This window comes from Streptomyces sp. DSM 120436 (assembly GCF_055778765.1).
Map to the genome: position 1 here is coordinate 3,560,093 of NZ_JBSKBS010000001.1, position 16,413 is coordinate 3,576,505.

Annotated in this window: 15 protein-coding genes; 10 read left to right on the forward strand and 5 right to left on the reverse strand. The window is 74.1% G+C overall.

What is annotated here, in order from left to right; genetic code table 11:
* The first annotated feature begins 213 nt into the window (after positions 1 to 213).
* The 4 genes from ACWH4W_RS15845 to ACWH4W_RS15860 all read left to right on the forward strand — a co-directional run bounded on the left by ACWH4W_RS15845 (position 214) and on the right by ACWH4W_RS15860 (position 3,736).
* Positions 214 to 1,347, forward strand: a complete 1,134-nt coding sequence (locus tag ACWH4W_RS15845) for an ABC transporter ATP-binding protein (protein ID WP_473076369.1) — start codon at positions 214 to 216, stop codon at positions 1,345 to 1,347.
* On the forward strand, positions 1,344 to 2,042 hold the full coding sequence (locus ACWH4W_RS15850; protein WP_473076370.1) for an ABC transporter permease: 699 nt from the start codon (positions 1,344 to 1,346) through the stop codon (positions 2,040 to 2,042). The genes ACWH4W_RS15845 and ACWH4W_RS15850 overlap by 4 nt, the downstream gene beginning before the upstream one ends.
* Positions 2,039 to 2,704, forward strand: coding sequence for an ABC transporter permease (locus ACWH4W_RS15855; protein ID WP_473076371.1), 666 nt, complete (start codon positions 2,039 to 2,041; stop codon positions 2,702 to 2,704). The genes ACWH4W_RS15850 and ACWH4W_RS15855 overlap by 4 nt, the downstream gene beginning before the upstream one ends.
* Before the next feature lie 75 nt (positions 2,705 to 2,779).
* The gene (locus ACWH4W_RS15860; RefSeq protein WP_473076372.1) at positions 2,780 to 3,736 is read left to right on the forward strand and encodes an ABC transporter substrate-binding protein; all 957 of its coding nucleotides are present in this window, start codon (positions 2,780 to 2,782) and stop codon (positions 3,734 to 3,736) included.
* Between the two features lie 59 nt (positions 3,737 to 3,795).
* Here ACWH4W_RS15860 and ACWH4W_RS15865 read toward each other — a convergent pair whose 3' ends face one another.
* Genes ACWH4W_RS15865 through ACWH4W_RS15885 form a run of 5 tightly spaced genes read right to left on the reverse strand, consistent with a single transcriptional unit; the run spans position 3,796 to position 8,811 of the window.
* Positions 3,796 to 4,395 carry a GTP-binding protein gene (locus ACWH4W_RS15865; RefSeq protein WP_473076373.1) on the reverse strand — a complete coding sequence of 200 codons (600 nt, stop codon included), beginning with the start codon at positions 4,393 to 4,395 and terminating at the stop codon, positions 3,796 to 3,798.
* On the reverse strand, positions 4,382 to 4,735 hold the full coding sequence (locus ACWH4W_RS15870) for a DUF742 domain-containing protein (protein WP_473076374.1): 354 nt from the start codon (positions 4,733 to 4,735) through the stop codon (positions 4,382 to 4,384). The genes ACWH4W_RS15865 and ACWH4W_RS15870 overlap by 14 nt, the downstream gene beginning before the upstream one ends.
* A 1-nt stretch (position 4,736) precedes the next feature.
* Complete coding sequence (locus ACWH4W_RS15875) at positions 4,737 to 5,168, reverse strand: roadblock/LC7 domain-containing protein (protein WP_106411878.1); 432 nt, start codon at positions 5,166 to 5,168, stop codon at positions 4,737 to 4,739.
* 22 nt (positions 5,169 to 5,190) lie between these two features.
* Positions 5,191 to 7,758, reverse strand: coding sequence for a sensor histidine kinase (locus tag ACWH4W_RS15880; protein WP_473076375.1), 2,568 nt, complete (start codon positions 7,756 to 7,758; stop codon positions 5,191 to 5,193).
* Between the two features lie 48 nt (positions 7,759 to 7,806).
* On the reverse strand, positions 7,807 to 8,811 hold the full coding sequence (locus tag ACWH4W_RS15885; protein WP_473076376.1) for a substrate-binding domain-containing protein: 1,005 nt from the start codon (positions 8,809 to 8,811) through the stop codon (positions 7,807 to 7,809).
* A gap of 409 nt (positions 8,812 to 9,220) precedes the next feature.
* On the opposite strand from ACWH4W_RS15885, the gene ACWH4W_RS15890 reads away from it, so the two are divergent.
* The 6 genes from ACWH4W_RS15890 (at position 9,221) to ACWH4W_RS15915 (ending at position 16,399) form a co-directional block, all read left to right on the forward strand.
* Positions 9,221 to 9,868 carry a ScbR family autoregulator-binding transcription factor gene (locus ACWH4W_RS15890; protein WP_473076377.1) on the forward strand — a complete coding sequence of 216 codons (648 nt, stop codon included), beginning with the start codon at positions 9,221 to 9,223 and terminating at the stop codon, positions 9,866 to 9,868.
* Positions 9,869 to 9,903: 35 nt separating this feature from the next.
* A complete protein-coding gene (locus tag ACWH4W_RS15895) occupies positions 9,904 to 11,082 on the forward strand; it encodes a damage-control phosphatase ARMT1 family protein (RefSeq protein ID WP_473076378.1) in 1,179 nt (392 codons plus the stop codon).
* Between the two features lie 95 nt (positions 11,083 to 11,177).
* Positions 11,178 to 13,334 (forward strand): germacradienol/geosmin synthase Cyc2, encoded by a 2,157-nt coding sequence (gene cyc2 / locus ACWH4W_RS15900; RefSeq protein ID WP_473076379.1) that lies wholly within the window; start codon positions 11,178 to 11,180, stop codon positions 13,332 to 13,334.
* A 12-nt stretch (positions 13,335 to 13,346) separates the two neighbouring features.
* On the forward strand, positions 13,347 to 13,868 hold the full coding sequence (locus ACWH4W_RS15905) for a PDZ domain-containing protein (protein ID WP_473076380.1): 522 nt from the start codon (positions 13,347 to 13,349) through the stop codon (positions 13,866 to 13,868).
* A gap of 351 nt (positions 13,869 to 14,219) precedes the next feature.
* Complete coding sequence (locus ACWH4W_RS15910; protein WP_473076381.1) at positions 14,220 to 15,347, forward strand: aminopeptidase P family protein; 1,128 nt, start codon at positions 14,220 to 14,222, stop codon at positions 15,345 to 15,347.
* 83 nt (positions 15,348 to 15,430) lie between these two features.
* Positions 15,431 to 16,399, forward strand: a complete 969-nt coding sequence (locus tag ACWH4W_RS15915; RefSeq protein WP_473076382.1) for an aminoglycoside phosphotransferase family protein — start codon at positions 15,431 to 15,433, stop codon at positions 16,397 to 16,399.
* Positions 16,400 to 16,413 lie beyond the last annotated feature (14 nt).

Here is a 16,413-nt window from a genome sequence, read left to right on the forward strand (position 1 = left end):
GGGAACCGACGGCCGGCCGCCGGACGGTCCGGTCGCGGCAGGTGGTTTGCCGCGCCGGGGACTTGGGCAGGCGGCGGCATGGACCCCGGTCGCTCCGCCTCCGGGGTCCCCCGACGTCCGGGCCCCGCCGGCTTCGGCGTCTACACTCGACCGGCGCCCGGCGCGGGCGATCTCGGCCGGCCATCCTCTGCCACCCGAAGGGCGAGCGGCGTCTTGATACGGATCGACTCAGTCACGAAGCGGTACCCGGACGGCACGGTGGCGGTCGACCGGCTGTCGCTGGAGATCCCCGACCGTTCGATCACCGTCCTCGTCGGCCCCTCGGGCTGCGGCAAGACGACCACCCTGCGCATGATCAACCGGATGGTCGAGCCCACCGAGGGCACGATCCTCCTCGACGGCGAGGACATCCGGCGGCAGCCGGTGACCGCCCTGCGCCGCTCCATGGGCTACGTCATCCAGAACGCGGGCCTCTTCCCGCACCGCACCGTCGCCGACAACATCGCGACCGTCCCCCGCCTGCTCGGCTGGGGCAAGCGGCGCGCCCGGGAGAGGGCGGCGGAGCTCATGGAACGGGTGGGCCTGGACGCCTCCCTCGCCCAGCGGTACCCGTACCAGCTCTCCGGCGGCCAGCAGCAGCGCGTCGGCGTGGCGCGGGCGCTCGCCGCGGACCCCCCGGTGCTGCTGATGGACGAGCCGTTCTCGGCCGTCGACCCGGTGGTGCGCAAGGGGCTCCAGGACGAACTGCTGCGCATCCAGGACGAGCTGGGCAAGACCATCGTCTTCGTCACCCACGACATCGACGAGGCGGTCAAGCTGGGCACCATGGTCGCCGTGCTGCGCGAGGGCGGCCGGCTCGCCCAGTACGCCCCGCCCGCCGAGCTGCTGTCCGACCCCGCGGACGCCTTCGTCGAGGACTTCCTCGGCGCCGACCGGGGCATCCGCCGGCTGTCGTTCTTCCCGTCGGACGCGCTGGAACTGACCACCGACGCGGTGGTCCCGGCCGACGCGCCCGCCGAACGCCTCACCGCCACCGGGGCGCCGTACCTGCTGCTGACCGACGCCGGCGGCCGCCCGCTCGGCTGGCGGGAGCGGGGGAGCACCGGCGACCCGGGGCGACTCCTGCCGTACGGACGGCCGTTCGTGCCCGGCACGGACTCGCTGCGGGCCGCGCTCGACTGCGCGGTCCTCTCGCCCACCGGCTGGGCGGTCGCCGTGGACGCGGACGGCCGGGTGACCGGCGTGGTCTCCCAGCAGGCCATCGGCGAGGCGATCCGCGCCGCCCACACCGCGGCCGGCCCGGAACCCGCTCCGGTGCGCGGCGGGGACGGGAAGGCCGCCGGATGAACGGCTTCTTCGACATCCCCAGCGACCTCCAGCACAGTTGGGCCGGCCTGGTCGGGCTGCACCTGCGGGAGGCCCTGCTGCCGGTGGCCGCCGGGCTGCTGCTCGCCCTGCCGCTGGCCCTGCTGTGCGGCCGGTTCCGCCGGTTGTACCCGCCGGTGCTCGGCGTGACGACCGTGCTGTACGCGGTGCCGTCCCTGGCGTTCTTCGTCGTCCTCATCGACTACACCGGCCAGACCGAGCTGACCGTGATGATCCCGCTGGCCCTCTACAGCCTGGTGGTGCTGGTCCCGGCGATCGTCGACGGCGTGCGCGCGGTGCCGGAGGAGACCCTCGCCGCGGCCACCGCCATGGGCTTCGGCCCCGTACGGCGCTATCTGCGGGTGCAGTTGCCGATCGCCGCGCCCGCGATCGTCGCGGGGCTGCGGGTCGCCACCGCGTCCAGCATCTCCCTGGTGAGCGTCGGCGCCCTGATCGGCAACCAGGGCGCCCTCGGCAACCTGATGGCCGCCGCGCAGAAGTACGACCGGCCCGAACTCGCGGTGACGGCCGTGCTGACGACGGCGGCCCTGGCGCTGCTGTGCGACGTCGCGCTGGTCGCCCTGCGCCGGGTGCTGACGCCCTGGATGCCCCCCTCCGGACGGCGGCGGACCGGCGCCCCGCGCGAGGAACTCCTCACGAAGGGCGGCGCCCGGTGAACGTCCTCACCTTCGTCCAGGCGTTCTTCGGCGACGGCGCCCACTGGCACGGCTACGACGGCATCCCCACCCGTTTCCTGGAGCACGTCCGGTACACGCTGCTGGCCCTCGCCGTCGCCGCGGCGGTCGGACTGCCCGCCGGACTGCTGACCGGACACACCGGACGCGGCGGCAACGCGATCGCCTTCGTCGCCAACGCCGCCCGCGCACTGCCCAGTTTCGGCCTGCTGGTGCTGGCCGTGCTGCTCATCGGCTTCGGCCTGCTGCCCGTGATGATCCCGCTGGTCGTGCTCGCCGTGCCGCCGATCCTGGTGACCACGTACGAGGCGGTCCGCACCGTCGACCCGGCCCCGGTGGACGCGGCCCGCGGGATGGGCATGCGCGAGTCGCGGATCCTGTTCCGGGTGGAGGTGCCGGTGGCGCTCCCGCTGATCCTCAGCGGCCTGCGGTCCGCCGCCGTCCAGATCGTGTCCACGGCCACCATCGCCGCGTACGTCAGCCTCGGCGGGCTGGGCCGGTACATCGTCGACGGGCTCTACCAGCGCGACTACGAGAAGGTGACCGGCGGCGCGACGCTGGTGGCGGTCCTCGCCCTCCTCACCCTCGCGCTGTTCCGGGCCGTGGAGCGGCTCGCGGTGTCGCCCGGAGTGCGCCGCCGCTGACATTCGATCAGTTGTACGACAAATGTGACCCTGACGTTCTTGACCGGGCCTGAGACGGCTGGATTGGATCAGTGGATGACTTCCACGGCACAGCGCGGCAGATCGAGGACGAGGCACACCGGGGCGGCGGCGGTCGCGCTCACCGCCGCGGCGGCGCTGCTCACGGGCTGTTCCTCCGGCGACACCGCCGACAACCCGCTCGACGGAGGGAAGGCCGAGGCGGGCACCGTCGTCGTCGGCTCGAACAACTTCGCCGAGAGCACCCTGCTCGCCGACATCTACGGCGAGGCGCTGCGCGCCAAGGGCCTGAAGGTCACCTACAAGCACAACATCGGCAGCCGGGAGACGACCTACGGCCTGATGAAGAACGGCTCGGTGACCGTCCTGCCGGAGTACAACGGCTCCCTCCTCGCCCACCTCGACCCGGAGGCGGAGCAGACCTCCGCCGAGGCGGTCAACGAGGCGGTCAGGGCCGAACTGGACCAGCAGCTCACCCTGCTGGAGTCGTCGCCGGCCGAGAACAAGGACTCGGTCGGCGTCAACGCCGCGACGGCGGAGAAGTACGGCCTCACCGCCGAGTCCACGCTCGCCGACCTCAAGGACATCGCGCCCGAGCTGGCGATCGGCGGCTCGCCCGAGTTCCAGACCCGACAGCAGGGCCTCAAGGGCCTCGAGGCCGTCTACGGGCTGAAGTTCAAGACCTTCAAGGCACTGGACGCGGGCGGCCCGCTGACCCAGGCGGCCCTCACGCAGAACGAGGTGCAGGCGGCGGACGTGTTCACCACGGACCCGACCATCGTGAAGGAGGGGTTCGTCGTCCTGAAGGACCCGGAGAACCTCTTCGGGTTCGCCAACGTCACCCCGCTGGTCCGCAAGGACGGGCTGCCCGAGGAGGGCGTCGAGGCGCTGAACGCGGTCTCCGCGAAGCTGGACACGAGGACGCTGCGCGACCTGGACGCCCAGGTGCAGCTGGAGAAGAAGGATCCGCTGGACGTGGCCAGGGCCTGGCTGAAGTCCGCCGGTCTGGGCTGAGACGCCGCCGCACGGGGTGCGGCGGCCTGACCCGCCGCACCCCGCGGGCTCGTCCACGCTTACCCCGCGACGGCGGTCGCCCGCGCGATCAGCAGGTCGATCAGCGCGATCAGCACGTCCCGCGAGGACTCCCGCTCCCGCGCGTCGCACAGCAGCACCGGCACCCCCGCCGGCAGCGTCAGCGCCTCCCGGATGTCCTCCACCGGGTACGGGTGCTCACCGTGGAAGCCGTTGACGGCCACCACGAACGGGATGCCCCGCCGCTCGAAGAAGTCGATCGCGGCGAAACTCGACTTCGGCCTGCGCACGTCCACCAGGACCACCGCGCCCAGCGCGCCGACGGCCAGGTCGTTCCACATGAACCAGAACCGCTGCTGCCCCGGCGTGCCGAACAGGTACAGCACCAGGTCGTCCGAGACGGTGATCCGGCCGAAGTCCATGGCCACCGTGGTGACACGTTTCTCCTCGACTCCGTCCAGGTCGTCGACGTCCAGGCCCGCCATGGTCAGCGGCTCCTCGGTGCGCAGCGGCCTGATCTCGCTGACCGAGCCGACCATGGTCGTCTTGCCCACGCCGAAACCGCCGGCGATCAGGATCTTGACCGTGTCGGGCGCCCCGCGGTCGGCGGATGCCCGGGCACCGGTGTCAGAGCCGGCCAAGGCCTTCCCTCACTTTCTGCAGCAGGTCCGGATCCGGAGTGGTGACGGAACGCGGCGCACGGACGGTGATCCGGCCCGCCTCCAGCAGGTCGCAGAGCATGATGACGACCACGCTCACCGGCAGGTCGAGCCGCGCGGCGAGCTCGGCGACCGCCGTCGGCCGGGCGCACAGCCGCAGGATCCGGGTGTGCTCGGGCTGCGGCCGGGCGGCCGTCTCGGGCTGCGGGTCCGCCGCCGTCACCGTCGTGATGAGCGTGAAGTCGGCGCGGCTCGGCCGGGTGCGGCCCCCGGTCAGGGTGAACGGCCGTACCAGCCGGCCCGCCGAGTCGCTGCCGCCCACCTCACACGCCTGGGTCGTCGGCGGCACCGCTGGTGTCCCGCGGGGCCGCGCTGAGGTGCTCGCCGATCTTCTTCACCAGCATGTTCATCTGGTACGCGACCACGCCGACGTCCGCCTTCGGGCCGGTCAGCACCACCAGGTGGGCGCCGGGTCCCGCCGAGGTGAGGATCAGGTAGCTGTGCGCCATCTCGATGAGCGCCTGGCGCACCGGGCCGCCGCGGAAGTCCATGCTGACGCCCTTGCTCAGGCTCATCAGACCGGACGCGGTCGCTGCCAGGCGCTCGGCGTCGTCGCGCAGGAAGCCGGTGGACTTGCTGACCACCAGGCCGTCCTCGGAGAGCACCACGGCCTGGTTCACGTCGGCGACCCGTTCCACGAGTCCGGTCAGCAGCTGGTCCAGCTGGGTGTGGGTGGCGGGCAGGGGGCGTGTCATGGCGGTGTTCCTTCGTCGGCGTTCAGCGGTCGGTGTCAGCGGTCGGTGTCGGGTGCCCGGAGGAGGGCGCGGGGACGCGCGGGGGCCCGTCCGGTCCGGTGGGGCCGGCGTCGTCGTCCCCGGGCACGTCCCTCTCCGGCACGTCCCTCTCCGGCACGTCCCCGGCGGCGTCCCGCGCCCGGAGCGTGCCCTGCTGGAAACAGGCCAGGGAGGAGGCGGCCCGCTCGGCGGTGAAGTCGTCGTCGCACGGGTCCGCGGCGGCGGGATCCTCGAGCAGTTCGGCGGCGAGACTGGTCTGCGGCACGCGCCGGGGGAGGGGAGCGAGGCCGCCCTTGCGGGGCGCGGGGTCGTGGGGGCCCGGTCCGGCCCCGGAGCGGTTCCGGGCGGACGCGGCGGGTTCGCGACGCGCATCTCCGGAACCGGAGCCGGCCCGGGGCGCATCGGGGAGGTCCTCCCCGGCTGCCCGGCCGCCCCGAGCGCCCCCGGCGTCCTCCCCCGCGGCCGGGGCGTCCTGCGCCCCCGCGCTCGCGGAGTCCTCCGGCGCGGTCGCCGAAGCCCTGCGCACGGCGCCCGAGCGGTCCCGCGTCGGAAGGGGCCGTGGTGAGACGGCGCCCGTGGGGTCGGTCTCCGTGGCGGACGCCTCCCGCGCCGCGTCCGGCCGCTCGTCGGCGACGACGACCACCTCGTGCGGGAGCAGCACGATCGCCGTCGTCCCGCCGTACGGCGACGGGCGCAGGGTGACCGCGATGCCGTGCCGGTGCGCGAGCTGGGAGATCACGAACATGCCGAGGCGCAGGTCGTCGGCGAGCGCCACCACGTCGAACTGCGGCTCCTCGGCCAACTGGGCGTTGAGGGAGGCGTAGTCCTCCTCCGGCATGCCGAGCCCCCGGTCCTCGACCTCCACGGCGAGGCCCTTCGCGACCATCGCAGCCCGCACCGTGACGGGGCTCGGCGCCGGCGAGTACACCGTGGCGTTGTCGATCAGCTCGGCGAGCAGATGGATCACGTCGGCCACCGCGGGCGGCGCGAGCGCCACCTCCTCGTCGGCGAACACCTCCACCCGCTGGTACTCGGCGACCTCGCCCACCGCACTGCGCAGGATGTCGATCAGCGCGACCGGCTCGCTCCAGCTGCGGCCGGGGCGCTCCCCGCTGACGATGACCAGGTTCTCCTCGTACCGGCGCAACTGGCTGGCGACGGAGTCGAGTTCGTACAGGCCCTTGAGCACCTCGGGGTCGGTGTGCCGGCGCTCCAGCGTGTCCAGCTTGCTGAGCTGGAGGTTGACCAGGTTCTGGCTCTGCCGCGCGATGCCCAGGATGATCTTCTGGAAGCCGCGCCGGGTGTCGGCGAGTTCGACGGTGGTGAGGACCGCCGTGCGCTGCGCGGTGTTGAACGCCTGCGCCACCTGACCGAGTTCGTCGTGCCCGTAGTCGAGGGGCGTGGTCGCCGACTCCGGGTCGACCTTCTCGCCCCGCTCCAGCCGGGCCACCACGTCCGGCAGCCGCTCCTGCGCCAGGCTGAGGGTGGCCAGCCGCAGCCCGCGCAGCCGGCGCGACAACGAGCGGGTGATCCGCCAGGACAGGCCCACGCACAGCAGCAGCGCGAGCAGTCCCGCCGCGCTCAGCGAGGCGGCCGTCACCAGCAGGCCGCGCGCCTCGTCGGCGCTGCGGGTGAGCAGCGCGTCGGTCTGCTGCCGGATCATCTCGCTGTACTGCGGGGCGACCGTGTCCATGGCCTCGTCCCACCGGTCCCGCAGGTCCGGCAGCTCGACCTCGCGCGCCTCCCCCTCGGCAGGGGTGGCCAGCACCTGGTCCTCGACCGCCTCCAGCGCACGCCACTCGGGGCTCTGCAGGATCCGCTCGGTCTGCGTCTTGATGTCGCCGCTCAGCAACGGCACGATCTGGTCGCCGACCAGCCAGCGCCGGGTGTGCACCAGCGCGGCGAACTCCTGCCGGCGCTCGGAGTCCAGGCGGCCGGACGGCCAGGCGAGGGTGAGCAGCGCGTCCTCCCGGGAGACCAGTTCCACCGCGTGCTCCAGCGCCACCAGCGGCTGCGCCCGGGAGGTGAGGTCGCCGTCGTCGACCTGGGACAGTTCCTGGAAGGCGTGGATCTGGTCGTCGATGACCGACGTGTACTGCTCCAGCGCCTCCTCGGCGGTGATGTCGCGGGGGTTGTCGATCTGGTCGCGGTAGTACTCCAGGCTGCCCACCGAGCCGAGCACCGAGTACAGCCGGTCCGAGATGCGCGCCGGCGCCTCGGCGATCGCGTCGGCCTGCCCCATGAGCCGCGCCACGGAACGGTCGGTGGCGCGCCGCTGGGCGATCAGTGCGGACCGTGAACCGTCCGGCCCGGCGAGCCAGTCGGCGGTCAGCGCCCGCTCCCGCTGGAGGTCGAGCGCGGCGTGCGTGCCCATCGCGCCGGTGGACCGGCTCAACTGGGTCTGGGACCGCAGCTCCAGCCCCTCGGAGAACATGCGGATCGTCGTCAGGCCCCACAGCCCGGCGAGCGTGACGCAGGGCACCAGGGCGAGCAGGATCAGCGAGAGGCGTATGGAGCCGAGACGGCGCCGGGCACCTGTCCGTGGAGACATCGTGGTCCTAGAGCGGTCGGGTGGTGGGGACGGTACGCACGGCGGCCGTCAGCGGGTTCCGGCGGCGGCGAACCCGGCGACCGAGTCCGCCTCCGCCTTCGTGACGAACGCCGGCCCGGTGAGGACGGGCGCGACCCCGCCGCCGCTGACGTTGCCGTTGGTCCGGTACAGCCACAGCGCGTCCACGGCGAGGTAACCCTGGAGGTAGGGCTGCTGGTCGACGGCGAACCGCACGTTGCCGCCGCGCACGGCCTCCACCAGTTCCTCGTTCAGGTCGAAGGTGGCGACGTCCGCGTCGCTGTCCGCCTCCGCCGCCGCGTCGACCGCGGTGAGCGCGACGTCGGCCCCGTTGGCGACGACCTGGTCGATGGTGGAGTCCTGGCGCAGCCGGGCGGCGAGGATCCCGGAGACGGCCCGCTCGTCGGTGCCGTCCACGTACAGGTTCTCGGTGGTGCCCCGGAACGTCTTCTTCACGCCGGCGCAGCGGGCCTCCAGACCGACGTTGCCCCGCTCGTGCACGACGCACAGCGCGTGCCGGGCCTTCAGCTCGTTCAGCTTCTCGCCGACGGCCCGGCCGGCCAGGCTCTCGTCCTGGCCGAAGAACGTCAGCAGCCCGGCCTTCTGCCACGCGTCGAGGCCCGAGTTGAGGCCGACCACGGGGATGCCGGCGGCCCGCGCCTCGTTGACCGGGCCCTTCATGGCCTGCGGCTTGGCCAGGGTGAGGGCGATGCCGTCGACGCCGTCCCGGACCGCCTCGCGCACCAGGTCGGCCTGTCCGGCCCCGTCCGGGTCGCTGAGATAGGTCAGTTCGACGCCGTCCCGGGCGGCGGCCGCCTCGGCGCCCCTGCGCACCCGGTCCCAGAACACGTCGCCCTCGCTGCCGTGGGTGACCAGGGCGACCCGCATCCCCCCGGAGCCGCGCGCCGCGTTCGTGTCCCCGCGCCCCTCGTCCCCGCCGGCGGCGGAACAGCCCGCCAGCAGCAGACCGATCGCGGCTGCCAGGACCGCCGTGCGGCGTCTCGGGATACGGCGGGACGGGGGACGAGTGTTCATGGGGAGCGCGGACCTCGCTGTGCGGCAGAGCAAGTGCGGGGGAGAGGCACCGACGGATCCGGGCCACGACGGCGTACGGCCGTCCGGGTGACTCTCGCTGGCCGGAGCCAACCGCGTGGGACCACCGGTCGTCAAGTGAACAGCCACGTGAAGTGAGGCGCCGCTGCCGCATTGTGATGAACCGTGAGGACGAAAGGGGCGGACGCGCACGCTCCGTACGGCCTGCGGGAGCGCGCGTGCGGACACCTGGCGCGCTGTTTCACCGCACGGCGTACGCCCCTTATGTCCCGTCCGTTCAACTGGCCCCGCCCAGGGGGGTGATGAACGCCCGCGCACAGTGAGTTATCGTGTACAGGGCGTTACGACAAACGGCATGACCCGTCGCTTTCCGGCCACAGGAGTGCAGTCGATGGCAAGGCAGGTACGCGCCGAGAAGACCCGCGCGACGATCATCACGGCCGCCGCCGACCTGTTCGACCGGCGGGGCTACGAAGCGACCAGTCTCAGTGACATCGTCGCGCACGCCCGCGTCACCAAAGGGGCCCTCTACTTCCACTTCGCCGCCAAGGAGGACCTCGCCCACGCCATCCTGGAACTGCAGTCCGCGACCTGCCGCCGGCTGGCCCGCGACACCGGAGCGCGCGGCCGCACCTCCCTGGAGGCGCTGATGCGCCTCACCTTCTGCGTGGCCCGGACGTCCGCCGAGGACCCGGTGCTGCGGGCCGGCCTGCGCCTGGCCACCGGCACCACCCGGCCGCGCCCGCCGCTCAGCCACCCCTTCACCGAGTGGCTCGACATCGTCACGGCCCGCCTGGCGGGCGCCGTCGAGGAGTCCGACATCCACCCGGACGCCGACATCGACGTCGTCGCCCACTCCCTGGTCTGCTTCTTCGTCGGCACCCGGGTCGTCGGCCGCGCCCGCGAACCCCTCACCCGGCAGCCCCGCCGCACGGCCGAGATGTGGCAGCTCCTCATCCGCGCCCTGGTCCCCGTGACCCGCCGCGCCCGCTACCTCTCCCTGGCCGTACGGCTGGAACGGGAGACCACGCCGCTGTGACGCACGGCGCGGCCCCGCGGGCTACGGTGACCCCCATGTCCGACACCCCCGCCGCCCCCGTGATCGTCGCCGACGAGCCCGGTACCTTTCCGTACGGCGTGCTGGCCGACCGGCACCCCGCGATCGTCCGCCAGGTCGCCGAGGACACCCCCTACGGCCCGCGGCAGCGCCGCGCGCTCGACGCCCTGCGCACCGACTGCACCGAGGGCGTCGTCACCCCGCTGCCCGGCGACGCCCACGACCACGGCCGCTGGACCGCCTGGGGCATGGACGCCCACGCCGGCCGCTCCTGGCACGAGGTGCCCTGGCTGTGGGCGGAGAGCTGGTTCTACCGCCGACTGCTGCACGCGGTCGACTACTTCACGCCCGGACCCTGGCAGGGCATCGACCCCTTCCGCCCCGCCAAGCTCGCCGAACTTCACGCGCCCGCCACGGACGAGGAGCTCGCCGCGCTCGACGCCCTCGAGGACCGCCCCGAGGACGAACGGGCCCGCGCCCTGCTGCACGGCTCCCTCTGGGGCAACCGCGCCGACCTCGGCTTCCGCATGTCCGCCGAGGGCGCCGAGGAGACCGCCGCCGTCCCCGCCCTCGTGGCCGACGACAGCGAGCGCCTGTGGTCCCTGCTCCACGGCTCCCCGCCCGGCACCCTCTGCCTGGTCGCCGACAACGCCGGCCGCGAACTCGTCCCGGACCTCCTGCTGACCGCCCACCTGCTGGCCCACGGCGGTATCACCCGCGCCGTCCTGCACGTCAAGCCGCACCCGTACTACGTCTCCGACGCCACCACCGCCGACGTCCTCGACGCCGTGCGGCGGCTCACCGCCGCCGAGGGCGCCGCCGGGGCGTACGGGCGCACCCTGCGCGCCGCCCTCACCGACGGGCGGCTCGACCTGCGCGCGCACCCCTTCTCCTGCGCGCCCCTGCCGTACAGCGACATGCCGGACGACCTGCGCGCCGACTTCGCCGGGGCGACCCTCACCGTCCTCAAGGGGGACCTCAACTACCGCCGCCTCGTGGGCGACCGGTACTGGCCCCCGACCACCCCCTTCGCCGACGTCACCGCCTGCTTCCCGGGGCCGGTCGCCGCCCTGCGCACCCTCAAGTCCGACGTGATCACCGGACTGACCCCGCGAACCGAGGCGGCGCTGGACGCGGAGCAAGGCGGGCGCTGGCGCACGAGCGGCACGCACGCCCTGATCCAGGTACGGACCTGACCCCTCAACTCCCGTTTCCGGGGAGGGTTCACGCGAAGGTGTGATCACGCGGCGGCCGGCGGATGCGGCCGGAGCGGCGCGGGTAGCCCCCGGCCATGACGCAGCCCTTCGAACTCCCGCACTTCTACCTGCCGCACCCCGCGCGCCTCAATCCGCACCTGGACCAGGCCCGGGCCCACTCCACGGCCTGGGCGCGCGAGATGGGCATGCTGGAGGGCAGCGGGGTCTGGGAGCAGGCCGACCTCGACGCGCACGACTACGGCCTGCTCTGCGCCTCCACGCACCCCGACTGCGACGGCCCCGCGCTGTCCCTCGTCACCGACTGGTACGTGTGGGTGTTCTTCTTCGACGACCACTTCCTGGAGAAGTACAAGCGCACCCAGGACCGCGCCGGCGGCAAGGCCCACCTGGACCGGCTGCCGCTGTTCATGCCGCTGGAGCCGGGGACGCCCGTGCCCGAGCCGGAGAACCCGGTCGAGGCGGGCCTGGCGGACCTGTGGGCGCGGACCGTGCCGGCGATGTCCGCGGACTGGCGCCGCCGGTTCGCGGTCGCCACCGAGCACCTCCTCAACGAGTCCCTGTGGGAGCTGTCCAACATCAACGAGGGGCGCATCGCCAACCCCGTCGAGTACATCGAGATGCGCCGCAAGGTGGGCGGCGCCCCCTGGTCGGCCGGGCTCGTCGAGTACGCCACCGCCGAGGTGCCGGCCGCCGTCGCCGGGACCCGCCCGCTGCGGGTGCTCATGGAGACGTTCTCCGACGCCGTGCACCTGCGCAACGACCTGTTCTCCTACCAGCGGGAGGTCGAGGACGAGGGCGAGCTCAGCAACGGCGTCCTCGTCCTGGAGACCTTCTTCGGCTGCACCACGCAGGAGGCCGCCGACCTGGTCAACGACGTCCTCACCGCACGGCTGCACCAGTTCGAGCACACCGCGTTCACCGAGGTGCCCGCCGTGGCCCTGGAGAAGGGGCTCACCCCGGCCGAGACCGCCGCCGTCGCCGCGTACGCCAAGGGGCTGCAGGACTGGCAGGCGGGCGGCCACGAATGGCACCTGCGCTCCAGCCGCTACATGAACGACAGCGCCCGGCCGGGCGCCTCCTGGCAGACCCCGACCGGTCCCGGCACGTCCGCCGCCGACGTCGGCGCGCTGCTCGCGAAGGCCGGCGCCGAGCGGCTGCGCCCGTACCGGCACGTGCCGTACCGGAAGGTCGGGCCGTCGATCATCCCTGACATCCGGATGCCGTTCCCGCTGAGCCTCAGTCCGGCCCTGGAAGGGTCCCGACGGCACCTGCTGGAGTGGTCGCACCGCATGGGCATGCTCAGCGAGGGCGTCTGGGACGAGGACAAGCTCGCCAGCTGCGACCTGCCGCTGTGCGCAGCGGGCCTGGACCCGGACGCCACCCAGGAGCAGCTCGACCTCGCCTCCGGCTGGCTGGCCTTCGGCACCTACGGCGACGACTACTACCCGCTGGTCCACGGCCACCGCCGCGACCTGGCCGCCGCCCGGCTGACCACGGCCCGCCTGTCGGCCTGCATGCCGCTGGACGGCGAGGAGGTCCCGCCCCCGGCCAACGCCATGGAGCGGTCCCTGACCGACCTGTGGGCCCGCACCACGGCCGGCATGACGCCCGAGCAGCGCCGCCCCCTGCGGGCGGCCGTGGACACGATGACCGAGTCGTGGGTGTGGGAGCTGTCCAACCAGATCCAGAACCGGGTCCCGGACCCGGTGGACTACCTGGAGATGCGCCGTGCCACCTTCGGCTCCGACCTCACCCTCGGACTGTGCCGCGCCGGACACGGCCCCGCGGTCCCGCCCGAGGTCTACCGCAGCGGCCCCGTCCGCTCCCTGGAGAACGCGGCCATCGACTACGCCTGCCTGCTCAACGACGTGTTCTCGTACCAGAAGGAGATCGAGTTCGAGGGGGAGATGCACAACGCGGTCCTCGTCGTGCAGAACTTCTTCGGCATCGACTACCCGACCGCGCTGTCCGTCGTCGCGGACCTGATGAACCAGCGCATGCGCCAGTTCGAGCACGTCGTGGAGCACGAACTGCCCGTCGTGTACGACGACTTCCGCCTGTCGGAGGAGGCGCGGGCGGTCATGCGGGGCTATGTGACCGACCTGCAGAACTGGATGGCGGGCATCCTCAACTGGCACCGGAACGTGGACCGGTACAAGGACGAGTACCTGTCCGGGCGCGTGCACGGTTTCCTGCCGCACCGGTCCCCGGCGCCACCCGTTCTCGTCTGACGGCCGGCCGCCATGGAACCCGCAGCTCTCCGCCCCCGGCCGATGCCCGGCGCCCCTGCCGGCACGCGGCCGGACCCCGGACCGGTCCGTCCCACCACCGCCGAGGGGCCGCCCTCCGGGCGGTCGCGGGCGCGCCGGGCGGCGGCCGCGCTGCTCGCCGTCGCGGCGGGGCTGGCACTGCTGCTGTCCGGCGTCGGCCTGGGCGTGCTCGGCGCCGCGCTCGCGGGGCCGGGGCGGCCGGCGGGCGCGGCCGCCGCGCCCGCGCCCGTCGCCGCCCGGCTCGGGGTGGAGGTGACCGATGCCGGCGGCCCCGGAGCCCTGGTGGTCGGCGTGCACGTCCCCGGCCCCGGCTTCGCGGCCGGCCTCCGGGAGGGCGACCTGCTGCTCGCCCTCGACACCACCCGTGTCGGCTCGGCCGCGGACCTGGCGCGCGCCGTGGCCGGCACCCGGCCGGGCACGGAGGTCCGCCTGACCGTCCGGCACCGCACGGGCGGGTACGAGCAGCTGACGGCGGTCCCCTGGATCCTCACGTAGCGGCTCCGTGGCACGCCCGGGCCCGCTGCGGACGCGCGGCGTGACGGCGGGGCAGCGGCGCGCGGGGCGCGTGGACGCGGGTGCGTGGCTCGGGGCGCGTGGCGGGGCGCGTGGACGTGCACGCGCGCCGCGGGACGCAGGGTGCGCCGCGGGTCCCATGGCGGGGCGTGGACGCCTCGTGCCGGAGTGCCGGAGTGCCGGAATGCTGGAGTTCCGGAGCGGCGGAGCCGGGGGTTCCGCCCCCGTGGGGGGACATCTCCGGGGCAACCCCGGCAACCGGCTCGCGCCGCACCCGTTCGGCGGGCAGGATGCTGCCCGTAGCCCCGACGTCCGCCCTGGGAGGCACCCCGGATGACCGGCACCGCGCCCGTGCCCTTCACCGCCGACGACTACGAGGCCCGCATGGACCGGGCGGTGCGGCAGGCCGCCGACGCCGGACTCGCCGGGCTGCTCGTCGCACCGGGACCGGACCTGGTGTGGCTCACCGGCTACACACCGCCCGCCGTCACCGAGCGCCTCACCCTGCTGGTCCTGGCCGCCGGCCGGGAACCCGTGCTCGTCGTCCCCACCCTGGAGGCCCCGGACGCCGAGCGGGCCACCGGCGCGCCCGCCCTCACCCTGCGTGACTGGACCGACGGCAAGGACCCCTACGCCCTCACCGCCGCCCTGCTGGACGCCCGGGGGCGGTTCGGCGTCAGCGACAACGCCTGGGCGCTGCACCTGCTGGGGCTGCAGCGGGCGCTCCCCGGCACCTCGTACGTCTCCCTCACCGAGGCGCTGCCGATGCTGCGCGCCGTGAAGGACGCCGCGGAGCTGGAGCGGCTCGCCGCGGCCGGCGCCGCCGCCGACGCCGCGTTCGAGGAGATCAGGACCGTGCGCTTCTCCGGCCGCCGGGAGTCCGAGGTGGCCGCCGACCTCGCCGCCCTGCTGCGCCGGTTCGGCCACTCCCAGGTCGACTTCACCATCGTCGCCTCCGGACCGAACGGCGCGAACCCGCACCACGAGGCGGGTGACCGCCGCATCGAGCGCGGCGACATGGTCGTCCTGGACTTCGGCGGCCTGAAGGACGGCTACGGCTCCGACACCTCCCGCACGGTGCACGTCGGCGAACCGTCCGAGGAGGAGCGCCGGGTGCACGACCTGGTGCGCGAGGCGCAGGAGGCGGGCTTCCGCGCGGTGCGGCCGGGGGCCGCCTGCCAGGACGTCGACCGGGCGGCCCGGGCGGTCATCGCCGACGCCGGGTACGGCGAGTACTTCATCCACCGCACCGGGCACGGCATCGGCGTCACCACGCACGAGCCGCCGTACATGATCGAGGGCGAGGAGCGGCCGCTCGTCCCCGGCATGTGCTTCTCCGTCGAGCCGGGCGTGTACCTGCCGGGGCGGTTCGGGGTGCGGATCGAGGACATCGTGACCGTCACGGAGGACGGCGGGCGGCGGCTGAACGACACCGAGCGGGAACTGGTCATAGTGGACTGAGCGGCCCCGCCGCTGCCTCCCGCCCGCCCCTCTCCGCCTCTCCTTGCCTCTCCCCGCCTCTCCCGAACGGCAATGGCGCGACCATGACCCAGGCACCGACACCCACCGTTGACACCGTCCGCCGACTGGCCCGGTCCCTGCTCGAGGACAGCGGGCAGGGCGCCGGCGCGTCCTCCGCCGCCCCCGACGTGCGGTCGGCCCTCGACGTGCGGCCCGCCGCCGAGGGCGCCGACCCCACCGCCTGGTGGGTCGGCACCCGGTATGTGCTGCGCCTCGCCCCGGACCGCGCGACCGGCACGCGGTGGCGGCGCGAGCTGCGGCTGCGGGAGCTGGTGCGCCCGCACGTCCCGGTCCCGCTGCCCGTCGGGGTCGCGCAGGGCGAGTGGGCGCCCGGACTGCTGTGCACGCTGGACACCCGGCTGCCCGGCGGCACGGCGGAGGGGAACACCGTGTCCGCCGTCGGCGAGACCGACCTGGCGGGCCTGTTCACCGGGTTGCACCAGGTGCCGGTACGGCAGGCCGAGACGCTGGGCGTGCCCCGCGTGCCCCCGCGTTCGCTGGAGACCCTGCGGCGGGCCGCCGGGGAGGCCGTCGCCCTGCTCGACAAGGCGGACGAGTTCGAGGCGGCGAGGCTGCGTCAGTTCACCCGGACGGCGACGGCGCAGCTCGCCGCGCAGGCCGGTTCGGCGGTGCTCGTCCATCACGCCCTCACCGGCGGGAACCTGGTCGTCGGGGCGGACGGCCGGGTGCGGGGGGTGCTCGGCTGGGACGCGGCGGTGGTCGGCGACCCGGCCGAGGACATCGCGGGCCTGGCCCGCGCCGTCGGCGCCCCCGCCGCGGTCCGTGCGGCCACGCTGGCGGGCTACGGCGCCCGCCCCTGCCTGCGCGGCCTGTGGCTGGCCCGCTGCGACTGCGTCGTCCAGCTCGCCGAGGCCCTGGTCCACCACACCACGGCGTCGCTCCCCCTGTACCGCGCCCGCCTCCGCCGGGCCTGGGAGCCGATCATGCTGGAACGCGTCACCGACCTGCGCGACAGCGACGCGGCTCCGTAGGGCACGGCCGCCCC

Coding starts and splice junctions, on each gene's coding strand:
- ACWH4W_RS15880 (WP_473076375.1), bottom strand. CDS start 7,758: ATGTCTCCACGGACAGGTGCCCGGCGCCGTCTCGGCTCCATACGCCTC.
- ACWH4W_RS15850 (WP_473076370.1), top strand. CDS start 1,344: ATGAACGGCTTCTTCGACATCCCCAGCGACCTCCAGCACAGTTGGGCC.
- cyc2 (WP_473076379.1), top strand. CDS start 11,178: ATGACGCAGCCCTTCGAACTCCCGCACTTCTACCTGCCGCACCCCGCG.
- ACWH4W_RS15915 (WP_473076382.1), top strand. CDS start 15,431: ATGACCCAGGCACCGACACCCACCGTTGACACCGTCCGCCGACTGGCC.
- ACWH4W_RS15875 (WP_106411878.1), bottom strand. CDS start 5,168: ATGACACGCCCCCTGCCCGCCACCCACACCCAGCTGGACCAGCTGCTG.
- ACWH4W_RS15905 (WP_473076380.1), top strand. CDS start 13,347: ATGGAACCCGCAGCTCTCCGCCCCCGGCCGATGCCCGGCGCCCCTGCC.
- ACWH4W_RS15860 (WP_473076372.1), top strand. CDS start 2,780: ATGACTTCCACGGCACAGCGCGGCAGATCGAGGACGAGGCACACCGGG.
- ACWH4W_RS15895 (WP_473076378.1), top strand. CDS start 9,904: ATGTCCGACACCCCCGCCGCCCCCGTGATCGTCGCCGACGAGCCCGGT.
- ACWH4W_RS15885 (WP_473076376.1), bottom strand. CDS start 8,811: ATGAACACTCGTCCCCCGTCCCGCCGTATCCCGAGACGCCGCACGGCG.
- ACWH4W_RS15910 (WP_473076381.1), top strand. CDS start 14,220: ATGACCGGCACCGCGCCCGTGCCCTTCACCGCCGACGACTACGAGGCC.
- ACWH4W_RS15890 (WP_473076377.1), top strand. CDS start 9,221: ATGGCAAGGCAGGTACGCGCCGAGAAGACCCGCGCGACGATCATCACG.